Below are 16,193 nucleotides of genomic sequence, written 5' to 3' on the forward strand. Positions count from 1 at the left end.
ACCTCCGGCGTGGTGCCCTACAGGATTGGCGCCAGCAGGCGGGCGACAGGCGCACCAAAGCGGATGGTCACCGGTTGCGCGTCCAGATCCGTCTCCAGAAGTGTTGACGATGCCATGTCCTCATCCAGCATCTGCGCCACCTGTTCTGCCGTTTCCGCATCAAAGCACAGCGCCATACTCTCAAAATTCAGCCGGAAAGAACGGTTGTCGAGGTTCATCGTGCCCACCGCCGCGATGGTATCATCCACGACAAAAACCTTCTGGTGCACAAATCCGGCCTGATACCTGTAGATTTTGACACCAACCTCGCGCAGGTCGTCAAAATAGGCGTAGGCAGCCAGCCAGGGTGCGTAGTGATCCGCAGTCTCGGGCAACAGGATGCGCACATCGACCCCGCGCATGGCAGCGTTCTTCAACGCAGCCACAACATCCTGATCCGGCACGAAATAAGGCGAGGCAAGCCAGATCCGGGAACGCGCTGCGGAGATGGCAGAGAAATACAGCATCGAGCCGTTGATCGTACTGTCTCCCGGCCCGGTTTCGACCACCAGCGCGGGTTTGCCTGCGCCCTCGACCGGGGCGCAGTCCCAGGTCAGCAGGTCAAGGATCGGATCCTCGGTCAACCAGAACCAATCCTCCGCATAGCCCAGCTGTAGCTGCTGCACGACCGGGCCGGTCAACCGCACCTGCGTATCGCGCCAAGCGCCAAAGGCCGGGTCGCGCCCCATGTATTCATCGCCGATATTCATTCCGCCCGTAAAGCCGACACGCCCATCGACGATGACCGTCTTGCGATGGTTCCTGAAGTTCAGGTGAAACCGATGTTTCGGGCCGGGGCGGGTGCTGGGGTCAACCTGATTGACACCTGCCGCCTCCAACGCCTCGCGGTATCGGTTTGACAGCCCGTGACTGCCTACCGCATCCGTCATGAACCAGACAGCAACGCCGCGCGCGCGCGCGTCAAGCAAGGCGGTCTTGAACCGCTGTCCGATCTTGTCATCGCGCACGATGTAGAAATGGACCAGAACGTAATCCTCTGCCGCATCAATGGCCTCGATAATCGCATCGGCGATTTCAGCGCCGTTTTTGAGCAGCTCAAACCCGTTGCCCCGGCAAACCGGATAACCGGCCAGCCGTTCGAAGGGGGCCTGGTTCGCGGCCAATTGATCGCGGTCCTGTGTGTGAAGATCTGAGTAGACGCGCAGCGCGTTCAGGACCCGCTCCGCCTTGCGCCGGGTGGCGCGATACCTCGAAAACCGGCGTTGCCCGAAAAACAGATAGAGCGGCAGCGCCACCAGCGGAGCGGACAGCAAAAATACCACCCAGCCGATTGCCCCTTGCGGCGTGCGGGCGGTGCGGGCCGCCTTCAGAGAGGCCAGACCCGCAAGCACCCACATCATCAGTACAGCCGATGTGCTTATCGCAATCCAGGCCATCGCCGCGCTCCCTGTCGCATATCTTCTGGCCAAACCTACATCCGGCGGATGGGCTTGGCTATATCTCCCTGAAAGGGCTGGTTTTTTGAAGCGAGCTATGAGACCGTCAGGCCATGAGCATGCGACCCTATGTGAAACCCGGCGCCTATGCGTTGTATCTGGCCGCCAAGCGGTTCAACGACAAGAACGGCTGGGTGCTGAGCAGCCATATCGCCATGTCGCTGATGCTCGCCTTGTTTCCCTTTATCCTTTTTACCGTGGCGCTCACCGGTGCGGTGGCGGGGTCATTGTCGGGCGGGGTTGATCTGGAAAACCTGGTGGAGCTGGTCTTTGGCTCCTGGCCGGAAAGCGTCTCGGATCCCATCGTGCGGGAGGTCTATTCGGTGCTTGCCACATCTTCCACCGGGGTGGTCACGCTGGGTGGTGTCATCGCTATCTACTTTGCCTCCAACGGGGTGGATGCGGTGCGTCTGGCAATGGTGCAGGCCTATCATGAACGCGATACCAGGCCGTTCTGGAAGACCCGGGGCCTGTGCATTGGTCTGGTAATCCTGGGGGGCGCGGGCATTATGGCGGCGGCGGTGTTTGAGCTGATCCTGCCGCTTTATGCGCGCCATCTGGCCAGTTTCTTCCCGCAAGTCCCGCTGAGAGGCAACTGGGAGGGCGGTCTGAACGGGGTTCTGGTTGCGGTGATCCCGCTGGTTGCTGTGTTTGCCTTCCACATGCTGCTCCCGGCGAAGCGTCACCGGCTCTCCCAGGTGCTACCGGGGGTGCTGCTGACAGTGGTGCTGTGGTGGGCGGCCGGCCTCGCCTTTGCCATCTACATCAGCAGTTTTGCGGCCTATTCGGCCACCTATGCGGGACTGGCGGGGGCAATGGCGGCGCTGATCTTTCTCTATCTGAACTCAGCCATTCTGATCCTTGGTGCGGAACTCAACGGGGTGCTGCTGCATCCTACCTCCTGACCTGTCGCAGGCGTTTGCAACCGTCCGAGTGCACCAGCCCGTGCCTGAAGTGAAATTGTTTCGAAAATCGCAACAATAAGGCAGTTCTGCCACAATTGAGCCACGATGCGGCCCAGTGGCCGGTCTATTCTTCGATGAGAACAGCCCGAACGCTCATACGGTACGAGGAACAGATGCGTCTTTTGCAAAGCAAACTTCCGCCCCGCCAATTGGTGCAACGCCTGCTGAAACAGCCTGTCGCGGCGCCTCATCGCATCGAGAAGGACTGCCCGCGCGTGACGCTGCGCGCTGAAGGCACCTCACTGGAAACCATCGCCTTGCAGGCGCTGGCGCTGCGGTCGTTTTCCAGCACCGCTCAGCGCGGCAGCTGATCGCCCAGACCTGAAAGCCGGGGCAGGGCGGTTGCCGTGCGCCCGGCCACAGCCCGGTTAGAGATCAATCGTCAGACGCATCCGAAGGCTCACCGCGAAACCCGGTTGCAACCACGAATTTTTCCGAACTGTCCGAACGTGACGATGGCGGTTTGACGTGGAAAACCTTGGTGAATTTCTGCTTCAGCAGCTTTTGCAGATCACCCTCGGCCCCGCCGGCCAATACCTTGGCCACGAAGGTACCGCCTTCTTCCAGAACGTCGAAGGCAAAATAGGCCGCGGTTTCACAAAGCGAGATAATCCGCAAATGGTCGGTCTGCTTGTGACCGGAACTGGCAGCTGCCATATCCGACATCACCACATCTGCCTTGCCACCAAGCCATTCCTTGACCTTGTCGTCGGCCCCTTCGTCCATGAAATCCAGCTGGTGGAACTCGGCACCCGCCAGCGGCTCGACCTCCTGCAGATCAACGCCGATGATGCGGCCTACCGCCTTACCCGGCTTTTCCCCCAGCGCATTGATCCGCTTCACCGCTACCTGCGCCCAGCCGCCCGGGGCGCAGCCCAGATCGACCACCCGCGCGCCATTCACAAGGAAGCGGAATCTATCGTCGACTTCCATGATCTTATAGGCCGCGCGCCCACGGTAGCCTTCGGCCTGGGCGCGTTTCACATAAGGGTCGTTCAACTGCCGCTGCAACCAGCGGGTGGAGCTGAGTTTACGCCCACGGGCAGTCTTGACCTTGACCTTCAGGTCACGCTGTCCGCGCCCGGAGGTGTTCTTGCCAGTGGGTGTTTTTCCCGTGGGTGTCTTTGCCATATTTGCTGTTCCCTGTCGTCCGTGGCCGCATCGGGGCCAACTGTCGGACGCTCATATCCTGTGTGTGGCCGTCAGAACGGCCCGTCTTCCAGAACGCCGTCGGCGCTCATCTGTGCATAAAGCAGGCCTTCGCGCAGGCCCCGGTCCGCAACGGACAACCTGTCCGTCGGCCAGCACCGCAAGAGCGCCTGTAGAATTGCCGCCCCTGACATGATCAGCGCCTGACGGTCTTCGCCAATACGCGGGTCGCTGCGGCGCCCCTGAGGGCCGAGTTCTAAATAAGAGCGGATAACCTTGTCAATCTGATCGCTGGTCATGCGCAGCCCGTCCACCTTGGTCCGGTCATAGCGTTTCAGCCCCAGATGCGAGGCGGCAACGGTGGTGACGGTGCCGGAGGTGCCAACGATCTGAAAGCCCTGTCGGGTCTGCTCGTCCTTATAGGGCGCAAAATCGGCGAGGTTCTCTTCAAAGAACCAGCTCATCAGGGCAAAACGGGCCGCGTCATCCTCGACGTCGTGGAACTGATCGCGCAGCGTCGCGACCCCAAGTGGTACTGAGATCCAGTCAACAACCTTGGCCGCGGGAAAGGGGCTTTCAACGGGATGAAACCCTGCGTGCAGCCGCATGATGGCGGATGGCCGGTCGCGGCGCGGGATCGAGGAGATGTCGATCCAGACCAGTTCGGTGGAGCCGCCGCCAATATCGACCACCAGCAGCTGATCCGTCTTCGTCGACACCAACGGCGCGCAGGAAATCACTGCCAGACGCGCTTCTTCCTCGGGTTGGATGATCTCCAGCGTCAGACCGGTCTCGCGGCGCACCTGACGAATGAACTCTCGCGCGTTCTTCGCCCGACGACAGGCCTCGGTCGCGACCAGCCGCATCCGTTTCACCCGGTTGCGTTTGAGCTTTTGCTGGCAGATACGCAGAGCCTGGATGGTGCGCGCCATCGACGCGCGCGACAAGCGCCCGGTCCGCTCCAAACCGGCGCCAAGCTGCACCGATTTTGAAAAGCTGTCCACCACATGGAAGCCGCTGCCCTTGGGTTGGGCAATCAGCATCCGGCAGCTATTTGTCCCCAGATCGAGCGCCGCATAGAGCGCATCAGGATCTGGGCGGGCCGGTGCAGGGCTCTCTACCACTCGGGGAAATGCGCCCGCACCTTTGGAACGCCTGGGCGCCATGATTCACGCCCTCCGATAATCGTGTTGATCCAAGCATATGTGGGCTGACCGCCACGTGCAAGGTGGCCCGAATGCCCCGATGACGATTTGCCGATTGACGAATTGACGTTTCTTGAACGGTTTTGAGCGCTTTGCCGATCAAATTCATAAAGCTGTTGAATATTATGAGGGCGCTGCCCGGTAGCCAGCCCGGCCCGCCATTGCTATCCAGAAGCGACCCGGAAAAGGTCGCTCAGAACCAATGTCAGGTCGAAATCCGACGAACGCGCCCGGCGATGCCACACTAGAAACGCAACTACACAGACGCAAAGGAAGCTCAGGCAATGCCCGACGTCACCATCGTATATTGGCGCGACATCCCAGCACAGATCATCGTCGGCAAAGGCCGTCGCGGGGCCAAACGTCAATTGGAAGAGCGGTTTGAACAAGCCATCGACCGTGCGGCAATGAAGGTGAACGCGAAGGACGCCGACGCCTATCTCGCGGAATGGCGCAAGGCTGCGCCCTACGCCATGGATGGTGAACCGGCCGATATCGCCGAGGCCGAGGCCAAGCGTCTGGAAGCGGATTATGATCAGGACCGGCTCAAGACACTGATCGCTAACGACGGATGGGCATGAGCCTGACATCTTTTTGGGAGGCCACGATGGCTTTGTTGAACTTCAAGAAACGCGATGCTGGCGTAGCGCAGCCCAGCAGCCCCGAGGTCGAGGCCTTTCTGGAAAACTACTCGATCGAGGTGATGCCCCGTACCGCTGCCAAGGTCGAGAGCTTCCGCGATCTGCTGCCCGCAGGCACCCGCGTCTACATCGCCCATATCGAAGGTACGCCGATCGAGGAAATGGTGGAAACCGCCAAGCGGCTCAATGCCGAAGGTTACCCGGTGATGCCGCATTTTCCCGCGCGGATCATCCAGGACGAGGCCACGCTGGCCGATTGGATCGCCCGCTATCAGGGGGAGGCCGATGTCAAGCAGGCGCTGTTGCTGGCCGGTGGTGTTGCCAAACCTCATGGTGCCTTTGACAGCTCCATGCAGCTCTTGGAAACAGGATTGTTCGACAAGGCCGGGTTCACCAACCTGCATGTTGCGGGCCACCCCGAAGGCAACAAGGATATCGATCCTGACGGCAGCATGAAGAACGTCTCGGATGCGCTTCTGTGGAAACAGAAATTCTCCGAACGCACCGATGCGAAGATGGCGCTGGCAACCCAGTTCGCCTTTGAGGCGAAGCCGATCATCGAATGGGCCGACAGCATCAAGGCCGCAGGCGTAGATCTGCCGATCCATATCGGCATTGCCGGCCCGGCCAAACTGCAGACGCTGATCAAATTCGCCATCGCCTGCGGTGTTGGACCGTCCCTCAAGGTGCTGCAAAAGCGCGCGATGGATGTCTCCAAGCTGCTGCTGCCCTATGAGCCGACAGATGTGATTGCCGAGCTGGCCGCCCACAAGGCCGCCAACCCCGATTTCAACATCACCAATGTGCATTTCTTCCCGCTGGGTGGCATCAAGACCAACGCCACCTGGGCCATCAACAACGGCGGCGCAGCAGCGCAGCCGGTCAATTCCCAAGGATAAAAAATGACCCGTACCGTCGTAGAATCTAAGACAAAAACCGCAATCCTGGGATTTGATGAGCCGTTCTGTGTGATCGGCGAACGGATCAACCCCACAGGCCGCAAGAAACTCGCGGCCGAGTTGGAAGCCGGCGATTTCTCCACCGTTGAACAAGACGCGATTGCGCAGGTGATGGCCGGCGCCAACATCCTCGATATCAACGCGGGCGTTGTCTACAACTCCAACCCGAACCCGAACGAGACCGAGCCGCCGCTGATGACCAAGATCGTCCAGCTGGTGCAAGGTCTTACCGACACGCCGCTCTGCATCGACTCCTCGGTGCCCGGCGCGCTTGAAGCCGGTCTGCAGGCCGCCGAGGGCCGTCCGCTGCTGAACTCGGTCACCGGCGAGGAAGAGCGCCTGGAGCACGTGCTGCCGCTGGTCAAAAAGTACAACGTGCCGGTCGTGGCCATTTCCAACGACGACACCGGCATCTCCGAAGATCCCGACGTCCGCTTTGCCGTCGCCAAGAAGATCGTCGAGCGCGCCGCAGATTTCGGCATTCCTGCGCATGACATCGTGGTTGACCCGCTGGTGATGCCGATTGGCGCGATGGCGACCGCAGGCCAGCAGGTCTTTGCACTGGTTCGCCGTCTGCGTGAAGAACTGGGCGTGAACACCACCTGTGGTGCCTCGAACGTCTCCTTTGGCCTGCCGAACCGTCACGGCATCAATAATGCTTTCCTGCCGATGGCGATGGGCGCGGGGATGACCTCTGCGATCATGAACCCGGTGGCACTGCCGGTAACCCAGAAGAAGATTGCCGAAAAGAGAGCCGAAGTGGAGGCCGCCGGGATCATCCTGCCCGAGGGCATGGAAGACGAGGCCTTTGTTCAGATGTTCGGTCTTGGATCCACCAAGCCACGTCCGGGCAAGGAGATGGAAGCGATCCGCGCCGCCAACCTGCTGACCAACAACGATCCTCACGGTGGTGAATGGATCAAGGCCAACAAAGAGCCCGCAAAAGAGGGCGAGGAAAGCCGCGGTCGCGGTGGTCGCGCCGGCAGCCGTCGCCGTCGCGCCTGACTCGCCGCCCATACAAGCTATAAGAGGTCAGACCACTGGTCTGGCCTCTTTTTTTGCCTGGAAATCCAGTTGTTTCGCAAGCTGTCTGGCGCGGGGCTGCGGCGTCCCGATTGGCGCTAAAACGAGCGACCCACGGGTAAAACCATTCCTGAATGGACGCAGGCCGCTCTCTCCCGCCCCGGATTTGTCGGGATTAACCAATAATAGTGCGAGGGCGCAACAGCGTCCACTTATGGCCCTTGGACCGGCAAGCCCTTGCCACACAGCCCGCGCAACACAAGCACAGCACACAGGCGCCAGCGGCATCGTTGCATATGCGAAATATGGTGTGAGAGATGGCGCACCTGAGAGGATTCGAACCTCTGGCCTCTGCCTTCGGAGGGCAGCGCTCTATCCAGCTGAGCTACAGGTGCCTATATGCGTCGTATAGCTGCCGCGCGGTGGCTCTGCAATGGCAAAAAACATGGGAACCATAATTCAATTCAGGCGTTTGTGATCTGTATGATTATGCAGCGAATGGATATTGGGCAGGCTATGGTGCGCGCGGGAAACTCGCTGAATTCAGACGTCAGAGCACAGCAAAAAACCCATGTTGTCGGGCAACATGGGCTTGCAAAGGCTCGGGACACGAGAACAGGCGGGGCAGGCTGTTTAGCCGTTCCAGCTGCGGACAACACCGCAGTCCATATGAACGAAATTCGAGCCACTGTATTTGCCAACGCCACCGGCACGGCAGGCCATCGCGGCTTTCGCCATCTGCGATACGGAGCGCGAGGAGAGCCGCAGGTCAGCGGCCTGACCGCGCATGTGAAGCGAGTTCTTTGCAACCCCACGCGAGCGGCTGCGCAGCATCGCGTTGGTTTTCGGGCTGCGGTAGCCCGACAGCATCATATAGGGTTCATTCACATCAAGAAGATTGTGGGAGGCGGCCATGATGTCGATCGTGCGCAGGTCGATTTCCTTGACCTGATCGTTGCGCCAGTCGCGCATGAAGTGGTTCACTTCCTTGATCGCATCCTTGATGTATTTGCCGTCGATCCAATACACCATGTCGATCCGCTCACCGGTGCGGCCTGAGTACATCCGGATCCGCCGGATATCGCCTGCGCCGCGCAGGAAGCCCGCTGCATTGGAGAAGGTCGGAGCGGCGACCATGGTTGTTGCCGCGAACGCACCCAATAGAGCACGACGGGAGAAACCCGATTTTTCAGTTTTAGCCATTGTCACTGCGCTGTCCCGTACGCCTGATGTCTCTGCCTGTGCCCGATGTTACGGACAGGGTGTGGTCCTGTTTCCACGCGAGAACTGTATTGCACATACAGAATCGCGCGCCAAGTTTTGAATGTTGCAGCTCGACATGAACTGTGATTTTCGGCAATTTTTTGCGCAAAAGGGAAATAAATGGTTAATTTCCCCTCAATGTGTCGTGGCGATCACGGCCCGAGTGGTCGTAATTGAGACCGATAAGACGCAGGTGCCTGTTGCCTGTTTGCGCTGTTTAAAATGTGAATGGACAGCGGGGGCTGGCGTTCACCAGGATTTCATGTAGGCAACTGCAGACTGTGAAAAGCAATTCATTTGAGGACCGTACCCATATGTCGCCTGTGTTGATGACCCGTGCCATTTCGACCGTTGGCCCGACGCTGAAGGCGGGAGTTTTTGCACTTGCACTGGGCGGGGCTGCCCTTGCCATGCCCTCCGGTGTCAGGGCAGAGGTGACGGCGTTCAAACAGGCGGTTGCCGAAGCGGCCTCAGCGAGCGACCCGGTTGCCGCGTTTTACCGCGAAACGGGCTATGCTGCGATCTGGACCGGCAGCGATGATGCCGCGCGCATCCGGCGCGCAGCGCTGTTTCGCGCCCTGCAGGAGGCCCCGGTTCACGGGCTTCCGGATCGCAGCGCCGAAATAGATGCGCTGATGGAGCTGCTGAGCCAGGTTCGGACCACCCGTGACCTCGGTCGTGCCGAAGTCGCGATGAGCCGCGCGCTGGTGGGCTATGCCAGCGACCTGCAAACAGGTCTGCTTGAACCGCGCCGGATCGACGACGGTATCGTCCGCGAGAAACACCAACCGGATTTCGCCGCCTATCTGATCGGGATCCGTGATCAGTCTCCTGTGGCCTATCTGCGCAGCCTGGCGCCGCAAAGCGCCCAGTATCAGGCGCTGCTGCGTGAGAAGATGCGACTGGAAAAGCTGCAGGCGGCCGGCGGCTGGGGCCCACGGGTTGCGGCACAGAAACTGGAACGTGGCGACAATGGCCCGGCGGTGATTGCCCTGCGCAATCGTCTTATTGCGATGGGGTATCTGCCACGCAGCGCAGCGCGCAGCTACGATGGCGCGTTGGAGCAGGCCGTGCAGGCGTTCCAATCCGATCACGGGCTGACCGCCGATGGGGTCGCCGGTGGCGGGACAATCGCGGAAATCAACAAACCGGTTTCGGACCGGCTCAAATCCGTTCTGGTAGCGATGGAGCGCGAACGCTGGCTGACCCCGGATCGCGGCAACCGTCATATTCTGGTCAATCAGACCGATTTCACCGCAAAGATCATCGACAATGGCGAAGTGACCTTTGTGACCCGCTCTGTCATCGGCAAGGACAATGCCGACCGACGCTCGCCGGAATTCTCTGACGAGATGGAGCATATGGTGATCAATCCCAGCTGGTACGTGCCCCGGTCCATCGTCACCAAGGAATATCTGCCCAAGCTGCGCAGCAACCCAAACGCTGTGAGCCATATCGAAATCACCGACAGCCGGGGCCGCAAGGTGAATCGCGCAACCGCTGATTTCTCCAAATATACCGCGCGCACCTTCCCCTTCGCCATGCGCCAGCCGCCCAGCAGCAAGAACGCGCTGGGGCTGGTGAAGTTCATGTTCCCGAACAAATACAATATCTATCTGCATGACACACCGCAGAAGAGCCTGTTCCAGCGTGAGGTCCGCGCCTTCTCGCATGGCTGCATCCGGCTCGCGCAACCATTTGAATTCGCTTACGCTTTGCTGGCTCGCCAGACTGAAAACCCAAAGGATTTCTTTCACCGTATTCTGAACAGCGGCAAGGAGACCAAGGTGGTCCTTGATCAGAAGGTTCCGGTGCATATCATCTATCGGACCGCCTTTGTGTCCTCAAAAGGGCAGCCCGAATACCGTCGCGACATCTACGGTCGTGACGCCAAGGTATGGGCCGCGTTGGAACGGGCAGGGGTGGTGTTGCCGGGCGTACAAGGGTAATCCTCGGGCCCAAAGGCAACAGACCGGAAGGGCCCGACATGTTTACAGTCCGCGAAATCGCCGCCTCTCTTCAGGCAGAGGCCGCAGGAGATCTGGACCTGGTGGTGCAGCGCGCCGCTGAACCGCAGGATGCAGGCCCCGATGATCTGGCCATGGCCATGGCCCCGAAATACGCCGAAACCCTGAACGAAGGCAGCGCCCGCGTCGGATTGGTCTGGGAGGGCGCCGACTGGCAGGCGATGGGGCTGAAGGCCGCCATCTTTGCCCCGCGCCCGCGCCTCGCGATGGGCGGTGTGACCCGGCTGCTGGACCAGGGACAGGGCTTTGGCGATGAAATTCACCCCAGCGCTGTGATCGACCCCTCCGCAGAACTGGGCGAGAATGTCTCCGTCGGCCCTCTGGCGGTGATCGCCGCAGGTGCGCGGATCGGCGCAGGGTCAGTGATTGGCCCGCAGTGCTACATCGGGGCGGATGTCACCATCGGCACCGAGGCGCAGCTGCGCGAAGCTGTCAGCATTGGCGCCCGTGCCATCATCGGTGATCGCTTTCGCGCCCAGCCCGGCGCACGGATTGGCGGCGACGGGTTTTCCTATGTGACACCGGAGGTCTCCGGCGTGGAGACCGCGCGCAAAACCATGGGCGATCAAGGCGATAGCAAGGCGCAGAGCTGGCTGCGGATCCATTCGCTCGGCGCAGTCGAGATTGGCGATGACGTCGAACTCGGCACCAATTGCACCATTGATAATGGCACCATCCGCAACACCGTGATCGGCAGCGGCAGTAAGCTCGATAACCTCGTGCATATTGGCCATAACACCCGTGTCGGCCGGGACTGTCTGCTTTGTGGTCAGACCGGAATTTCAGGCTCCGTCGATATTGGCAACAACGTGGTTCTGGGCGGTCAGACCGGGGTTGCCGACAATATCTTTATCGGTGACGGGGTGATTGCCGGGGGCGGAACCAAGATCCTGTCAAACGTGCCCGCAGGCCGTGTGGTGATGGGCTATCCCGCTGTCAAAATGGAGACACATACCGAGATGTATAAGGGGCAGCGGCGTCTTGGCCGTCTGATGCGCGACATCGAGGCGCTGAAGAAGGCGGTTTTCAAATAACGGCGCACCACTTACATGACGCAAAATACCACTGATCAGGGATCCCTCATGAGCACGCAGGACAAGGTCATCGCCATCATCGCCGAACAGGCTGTGCTGGAACCATCGGATGTGACACTCGACAGCACATTGGAAGACCTCGGTATCGATAGCCTTGGCCTTGTCGAGAGTATCTTTGCCATTGAGGAAGAGTTCGACATCACCATCCCCTTCAACGCAAATGAACCGGACAAGAGTGATTTCGACATCTCCAATGTCGCTGCGATCATCGTCGGCATTGATAAGCTGATCGCCGAAAAATAACGATGTTCAGCGGGGTTGGAGGCACAAGATGAACCGGGTTGTCATCACTGGCATGGGGACAATCAACGCCCTTGGCCATACGGTGGCCGACACGCTGGCCTCAATGGCCGAAGGTCGCTGTGGCATCGGAGAACTCGATTTTCGCGACGTTGACCGCCTGTCGATCCGCATCGGCGGACAGGTGCGCGGGTTTGAGGCCGAGGGCCGGTTCAACCGGCAACAGATGAGCCTTTATGATCGTTTCACCCAATTCACGCTGACCGCCGCAAAGGAAGCGATAGAACAGTCGGGTTTGGAGTTTCACGGCGAGCTGTCGCAGAAATCCGGCGTGGTGCTTGGGACGGCTGGCGGCGGGGTCTCGACATGGGACGACAATTATCGCTCGGTTTACGAGGACGGCAAAAACCGGGTCCACCCCTTTGTCGTGCCCAAGCTGATGAACAATGCCGCAGCCAGCCATGTCTCGATGGAACATAATCTGAAGGGGCCGAGCTTTACCGTCTCGACAGCCTGCGCCTCTTCAAATCATGCCATGGCCCAGGCGTTTCAGATGGTCCGCTCCGGGATGGCGCCGGTGATGATCACCGGTGGATCTGAATCGATGCTCTGCTTTGGCGGCGTCAAAGCCTGGGAAGGGCTGCGGGTCATGTCACGGGATGCCTGCCGCCCATTCAGCGCCAACCGCAACGGCATGGTGCAGGGCGAGGGGGCCGGGATCTTCGTTTTTGAAAACTATGATCACGCCCGCGCCCGCGGCGCCGATATCATCTGCGAGGTCATTGGCTTTGCCATGTCCTCGGATGCCGCAGATATCGTCATGCCCAGCAAACAGGGCGCCGCGCGCGCCATTGCCGGCGCGCTGCAGGACGCAAAGGTCAACCCCGAGGACGTCGGCTACGTCAACGCCCATGGCACCGGAACCGCCGCCAACGACAAAACGGAATGCGCGGCCGTGGCGGATGTCTTTGGGCCCCATGCGGATAATCTGATGATGTCCTCGACCAAATCCATGCACGGCCATCTGATCGGCGGCACCGGAGCGGTCGAACTGCTGGCCTGCATCATGGCACTGCGTGACGGTATCGTGGCGCCAACCATCGGTTATGAGGAACCTGATCCGGAATGCGCGCTGGACGTGGTTCCGAATGAGGCACGGCAGGCCAATGTGACCGTCGCCCTCAGCAATGCCTTTGCCTTTGGCGGGCTGAACGCGGTGCTTGTCCTGCGCAAGATCTGAGCGATCGCCAGCCGCAGAGCCGAAAAAAAACCGCCGCATCCTGAGGCAGGGTGCGGCGGTGATCGTTTTCTGGACAGCGGCTTTCTGTTTGCCGCACCGGATGTTTATTGCTTCACAACGTCCACGACATTGTAACCGGCGGTAAATCCGCTGAGCGACAGCTCCATATTGATCACCTGATCCGGCGCTGGTGCGGGGCGCAGGCTCAGCGTGGCGATCTTGCCCTTTTTGAACGCGGCGATATCGGTCTCGGTCAGCCCGATCTGGGCGACGCAGCCCATTGGGCTACAGAAGGAATAATTATACCGCTTGCCGGGGGCGCCATCGATGGAAATGGTCAGCGCGGCCGGCAGCAAGGTTTCAAGCGGCACGATCACCGTCGCACCGGCGACAGCCTGGCTGCCTTCCTGATCAATCCGGAACAGCGAAAACTCCGCCATCGGATTGCCGCTGTCGTCGGACATGATCTGCAACAGCGAACAGGGATCGGTTTCTTCCTCGGTCTTGACGCAGGCCAGATCCCAATCGCCATGGGTTTCTTTGGAATAGCGCTGCCCCAGCTTGGGGCCATCCTGTACGGGCTGGCCAAGATCCAGAACCTCGTCGGCTTTTGGTGCCTCCGTGGCTGCGGCATCTGCGGCGGGCTGGCTCTCTTCGGTCTCGGCCGCCCCGGCGGTCTCCTGCGCCATCAGCGGCAGCGGCAGCGCCATCAGCGCGGCCAGGGTCATCGGGGTCAGGGACTTGATCATGATTGCCTCATCTATCCTGTGGTGTCGGATTTGATGTAGCATGGCCGAACCCCGGTGTCAGGCCAATAACCATGTTTGCCCGCTTCACTGGCGGGGAATTGACCGGATCGCGCGTCACGACTGGAAGCACTTGGAACAAAACAAAAAAGGGAGCATAACTGCCCCCTTTTTCGTATTTTTTCTCCCCGTCGGACTGGCCGACTTAGTTATTGGGAGGACGTTACGAAAGGGTCGGCCATCGGTCAACATGGAAAGAGAAAAAAATGTCGCAGTTGGTGGAATAATTGACGCCTACGCCCATAGCGCGCGCAATATGCACAAAACACCTGCCCGCAAGGCGCAGCTGATCGCCACGGGTCGGCCGCGAGCGCAAAAAAAAGGCCGTGCCCGAAGCACGGCCCAGTCTGACAGGGAGGAAATGTCCGCCGACACAACCGCATGATGGTCGACGGGCAATTATCACTCTCGCATTCAAAGGTTAATTTTGTATTTTCATTTGAGACCGATCGCATTTTTCGCGGGATCACAACAGTCAGGGGCAGATCATGCAGGACAAACTCTTTATCGGCGGCGGTGGTGAAGCCTATGCCGATCCACAGGCGCTGGCGCTGAAATATGCCAATCGTCACGGGTTGATCGCCGGAGCAACCGGCACGGGCAAGACGGTCACGCTACAGATCCTCGCCGAGAGTTTCTCCAATGCCGGCGTGCCGGTAATCCTGTCGGATGTGAAGGGCGATCTGTCCGGCCTGGCGAAATCCGGCAGCGCCGACCATAAGCTACATGATGCCTTTACCAGCCGGGCGACCAAGATCGGCTTTGACGACTACCGCTACCATGCCTGTCCGGTCACCTTCTGGGATCTCTACGGTGAGCAGGGGCATCCGGTCAGGACGACCGTGGCCGAGATGGGGCCATTGCTGCTGGCGCGGCTGTTGGAACTGAGCGAGGCACAGGAGGGCATCCTGAACATCGCCTTCCGTCTCGCGGATGAGGAAGGTCTGGCGCTGCTGGACCTGAAGGATCTACAGGCGCTGCTGGTCTGGGTGGGTGAAAACCGCGCGCAGCTATCGCTGCGCTACGGCAATGTCTCCACAGCCTCAATCGGGGCAATCCAGCGGCGGCTGCTGGTGCTGGAGAACCAGGGCGGGGCGCAGCTCTTTGGCGAGCCGGCCCTGGCGCTGAGCGACCTGATGCGCGGCACCGCTGACGGGCGTGGCATGGTCAATATCCTCGCCGCTGACAAACTGATGGCGGCGCCGGGACTATACGCAACATTCCTGCTCTGGCTGCTGAGCGAACTGTTCGAGGAGCTGCCAGAGGTTGGCGATCCTGAAAAGCCCCGGCTGGTGTTTTTCTTCGACGAGGCGCATCTGCTGTTTGATGATGCCCCCAAGGCGCTAATAGACAAGGTGGAACAGGTGGCGCGTCTGATCCGTTCCAAAGGGGTGGGGATCTATTTCATCACGCAGAACCCCGCAGATGTGCCGGAGGACATTCTCGGCCAGCTTGGCAATCGCATCCAGCACGCGCTGCGGGCATTTACCGCGCGCGACCGGAAAAACCTTCGCATGGCGGCCGAAACCTACCGTGAGAATCCACGGTTCTCAACCGAGGAGGCGATCCGCGAGGTCGGCGTCGGTGAGGCGGTTACCTCGATGTTGCAGAAAAAAGGTGTCCCCGGCGTTGTTGAGCGCACGCTGATCCGCCCGCCCAGTTCTCAACTCGGCCCGATCACCGCTGAGGACCGCAGGGCAATCTTGCAGAGCTCGGACATGGCCGGGAAATATGACCAGACCACCGACCGGCGGTCCGCCTATGAAATCCTGGCGGAACGCGCCGCAAAAGCCGCCGCCGAGGCTGAGGCCGCAGAAGATTACGCCGAGGCGGCACCCGAACCGATGGCACGCGAATATAACGCCGGGCGGCGCTATTCAGGCAGCCGGGTCAGCCGGTCCTCCGCGCGGCGGGTAAAACCACGCGACAGTTTTGCCTCAGCCATGTCCGAGGCGGTCATCAAGGAATTGAAAGGCACCACCGGTCGACGGCTTGTGCGCGGCATCCTCGGCGGTCTGTTCAAGGGGCGGTGAGCCGGCCCGACCTGCCAGAGCAAAACAAAACGCCGCCCGGGGAGCATATCCA

15 protein-coding genes and 1 tRNA gene are annotated in these 16,193 nt (G+C 60.2%); 10 read left to right on the plus strand and 6 right to left on the minus strand.

Going from position 1 to position 16,193, the window contains the following annotated elements; translation table 11 throughout:
* Window positions 1–17: 17 nt before the first annotated feature.
* On the minus strand, window positions 18–1,436 hold the full coding sequence (gene cls, locus VWZ87_RS05730) for a cardiolipin synthase (RefSeq protein ID WP_416534919.1): 1,419 nt from the start codon (window positions 1,434–1,436) through the stop codon (window positions 18–20).
* A 113-nt stretch (window positions 1,437–1,549) separates the two neighbouring features.
* Here cls and VWZ87_RS05735 point away from each other — a divergent pair, with 113 nt between their 5' ends.
* Together VWZ87_RS05735 and VWZ87_RS05740 are read left to right on the plus strand one after the other, a co-directional pair.
* Window positions 1,550–2,401, plus strand: a complete 852-nt coding sequence (locus VWZ87_RS05735; protein ID WP_340545603.1) for a YihY/virulence factor BrkB family protein — start codon at window positions 1,550–1,552, stop codon at window positions 2,399–2,401.
* A gap of 173 nt (window positions 2,402–2,574) precedes the next feature.
* Window positions 2,575–2,772, plus strand: a complete 198-nt coding sequence (locus VWZ87_RS05740) for a hypothetical protein (protein ID WP_416534920.1) — start codon at window positions 2,575–2,577, stop codon at window positions 2,770–2,772.
* A 64-nt stretch (window positions 2,773–2,836) separates the two neighbouring features.
* Here the strand turns inward: VWZ87_RS05740 and VWZ87_RS05745 are convergent, their stop codons facing one another.
* Together VWZ87_RS05745 and VWZ87_RS05750 are read right to left on the minus strand one after the other, a co-directional pair.
* On the minus strand, window positions 2,837–3,592 hold the full coding sequence (locus tag VWZ87_RS05745) for an RlmE family RNA methyltransferase (protein ID WP_416534921.1): 756 nt from the start codon (window positions 3,590–3,592) through the stop codon (window positions 2,837–2,839).
* Between the two features lie 71 nt (window positions 3,593–3,663).
* Entirely contained in the window at window positions 3,664–4,776 is a 1,113-nt protein-coding gene (locus VWZ87_RS05750) for a Ppx/GppA phosphatase family protein (protein ID WP_340545600.1), read from the minus strand.
* A gap of 323 nt (window positions 4,777–5,099) precedes the next feature.
* Here VWZ87_RS05750 and VWZ87_RS05755 point away from each other — a divergent pair, with 323 nt between their 5' ends.
* Genes VWZ87_RS05755 through VWZ87_RS05765 form a run of 3 tightly spaced genes read left to right on the plus strand, consistent with a single transcriptional unit; the run spans window position 5,100 to window position 7,420 of the window.
* Window positions 5,100–5,396: a virulence factor gene (locus tag VWZ87_RS05755; RefSeq protein ID WP_340545599.1), complete on the plus strand. Its 297-nt coding sequence runs from the start codon at window positions 5,100–5,102 to the stop codon at window positions 5,394–5,396.
* Window positions 5,397–5,422: 26 nt separating this feature from the next.
* On the plus strand, window positions 5,423–6,355 hold the full coding sequence (locus VWZ87_RS05760; RefSeq protein WP_340545598.1) for a methylenetetrahydrofolate reductase: 933 nt from the start codon (window positions 5,423–5,425) through the stop codon (window positions 6,353–6,355).
* A gap of 3 nt (window positions 6,356–6,358) precedes the next feature.
* Complete coding sequence (locus VWZ87_RS05765) at window positions 6,359–7,420, plus strand: methyltetrahydrofolate cobalamin methyltransferase (protein WP_340545597.1); 1,062 nt, start codon at window positions 6,359–6,361, stop codon at window positions 7,418–7,420.
* A gap of 336 nt (window positions 7,421–7,756) precedes the next feature.
* Here VWZ87_RS05765 and VWZ87_RS05770 read toward each other — a convergent pair.
* Window positions 7,757–7,833 (minus strand) — tRNA-Arg (locus VWZ87_RS05770).
* 238 nt (window positions 7,834–8,071) lie between these two features.
* The gene (locus VWZ87_RS05775; protein ID WP_340545596.1) at window positions 8,072–8,641 is read right to left on the minus strand and encodes a YcbK family protein; all 570 of its coding nucleotides are present in this window, start codon (window positions 8,639–8,641) and stop codon (window positions 8,072–8,074) included.
* A gap of 374 nt (window positions 8,642–9,015) precedes the next feature.
* On the opposite strand from VWZ87_RS05775, the gene VWZ87_RS05780 reads away from it, so the two are divergent.
* The 4 genes from VWZ87_RS05780 to VWZ87_RS05795 are packed head-to-tail and all read left to right on the plus strand — an operon-like array spanning window position 9,016 to window position 13,302.
* On the plus strand, window positions 9,016–10,650 hold the full coding sequence (locus tag VWZ87_RS05780; protein WP_416534922.1) for a L,D-transpeptidase family protein: 1,635 nt from the start codon (window positions 9,016–9,018) through the stop codon (window positions 10,648–10,650).
* A 38-nt stretch (window positions 10,651–10,688) separates the two neighbouring features.
* A complete protein-coding gene (gene lpxD, locus VWZ87_RS05785; protein WP_416534923.1) occupies window positions 10,689–11,762 on the plus strand; it encodes a UDP-3-O-(3-hydroxymyristoyl)glucosamine N-acyltransferase in 1,074 nt (357 codons plus the stop codon).
* A 48-nt stretch (window positions 11,763–11,810) separates the two neighbouring features.
* Window positions 11,811–12,065: an acyl carrier protein gene (locus VWZ87_RS05790; RefSeq protein WP_340545593.1), complete on the plus strand. Its 255-nt coding sequence runs from the start codon at window positions 11,811–11,813 to the stop codon at window positions 12,063–12,065.
* Window positions 12,066–12,093: 28 nt separating this feature from the next.
* Window positions 12,094–13,302: a beta-ketoacyl-[acyl-carrier-protein] synthase family protein gene (locus tag VWZ87_RS05795; RefSeq protein ID WP_416534924.1), complete on the plus strand. Its 1,209-nt coding sequence runs from the start codon at window positions 12,094–12,096 to the stop codon at window positions 13,300–13,302.
* Between the two features lie 104 nt (window positions 13,303–13,406).
* Here VWZ87_RS05795 and VWZ87_RS05800 read toward each other — a convergent pair whose 3' ends face one another.
* Window positions 13,407–14,051: an invasion associated locus B family protein gene (locus tag VWZ87_RS05800; RefSeq protein ID WP_416534925.1), complete on the minus strand. Its 645-nt coding sequence runs from the start codon at window positions 14,049–14,051 to the stop codon at window positions 13,407–13,409.
* A gap of 545 nt (window positions 14,052–14,596) precedes the next feature.
* Here VWZ87_RS05800 and VWZ87_RS05805 point away from each other — a divergent pair.
* Complete coding sequence (locus tag VWZ87_RS05805) at window positions 14,597–16,141, plus strand: helicase HerA-like domain-containing protein (RefSeq protein ID WP_416534926.1); 1,545 nt, start codon at window positions 14,597–14,599, stop codon at window positions 16,139–16,141.
* The last annotated feature ends 52 nt before the right edge of the window (window positions 16,142–16,193 follow it).

Source organism: Phaeobacter sp. JH20_37, from assembly GCF_048056015.1.
In the GTDB taxonomy this organism is placed as follows: Bacteria; Pseudomonadota; Alphaproteobacteria; order Rhodobacterales; family Rhodobacteraceae; genus Phaeobacter; species Phaeobacter bryozoorum.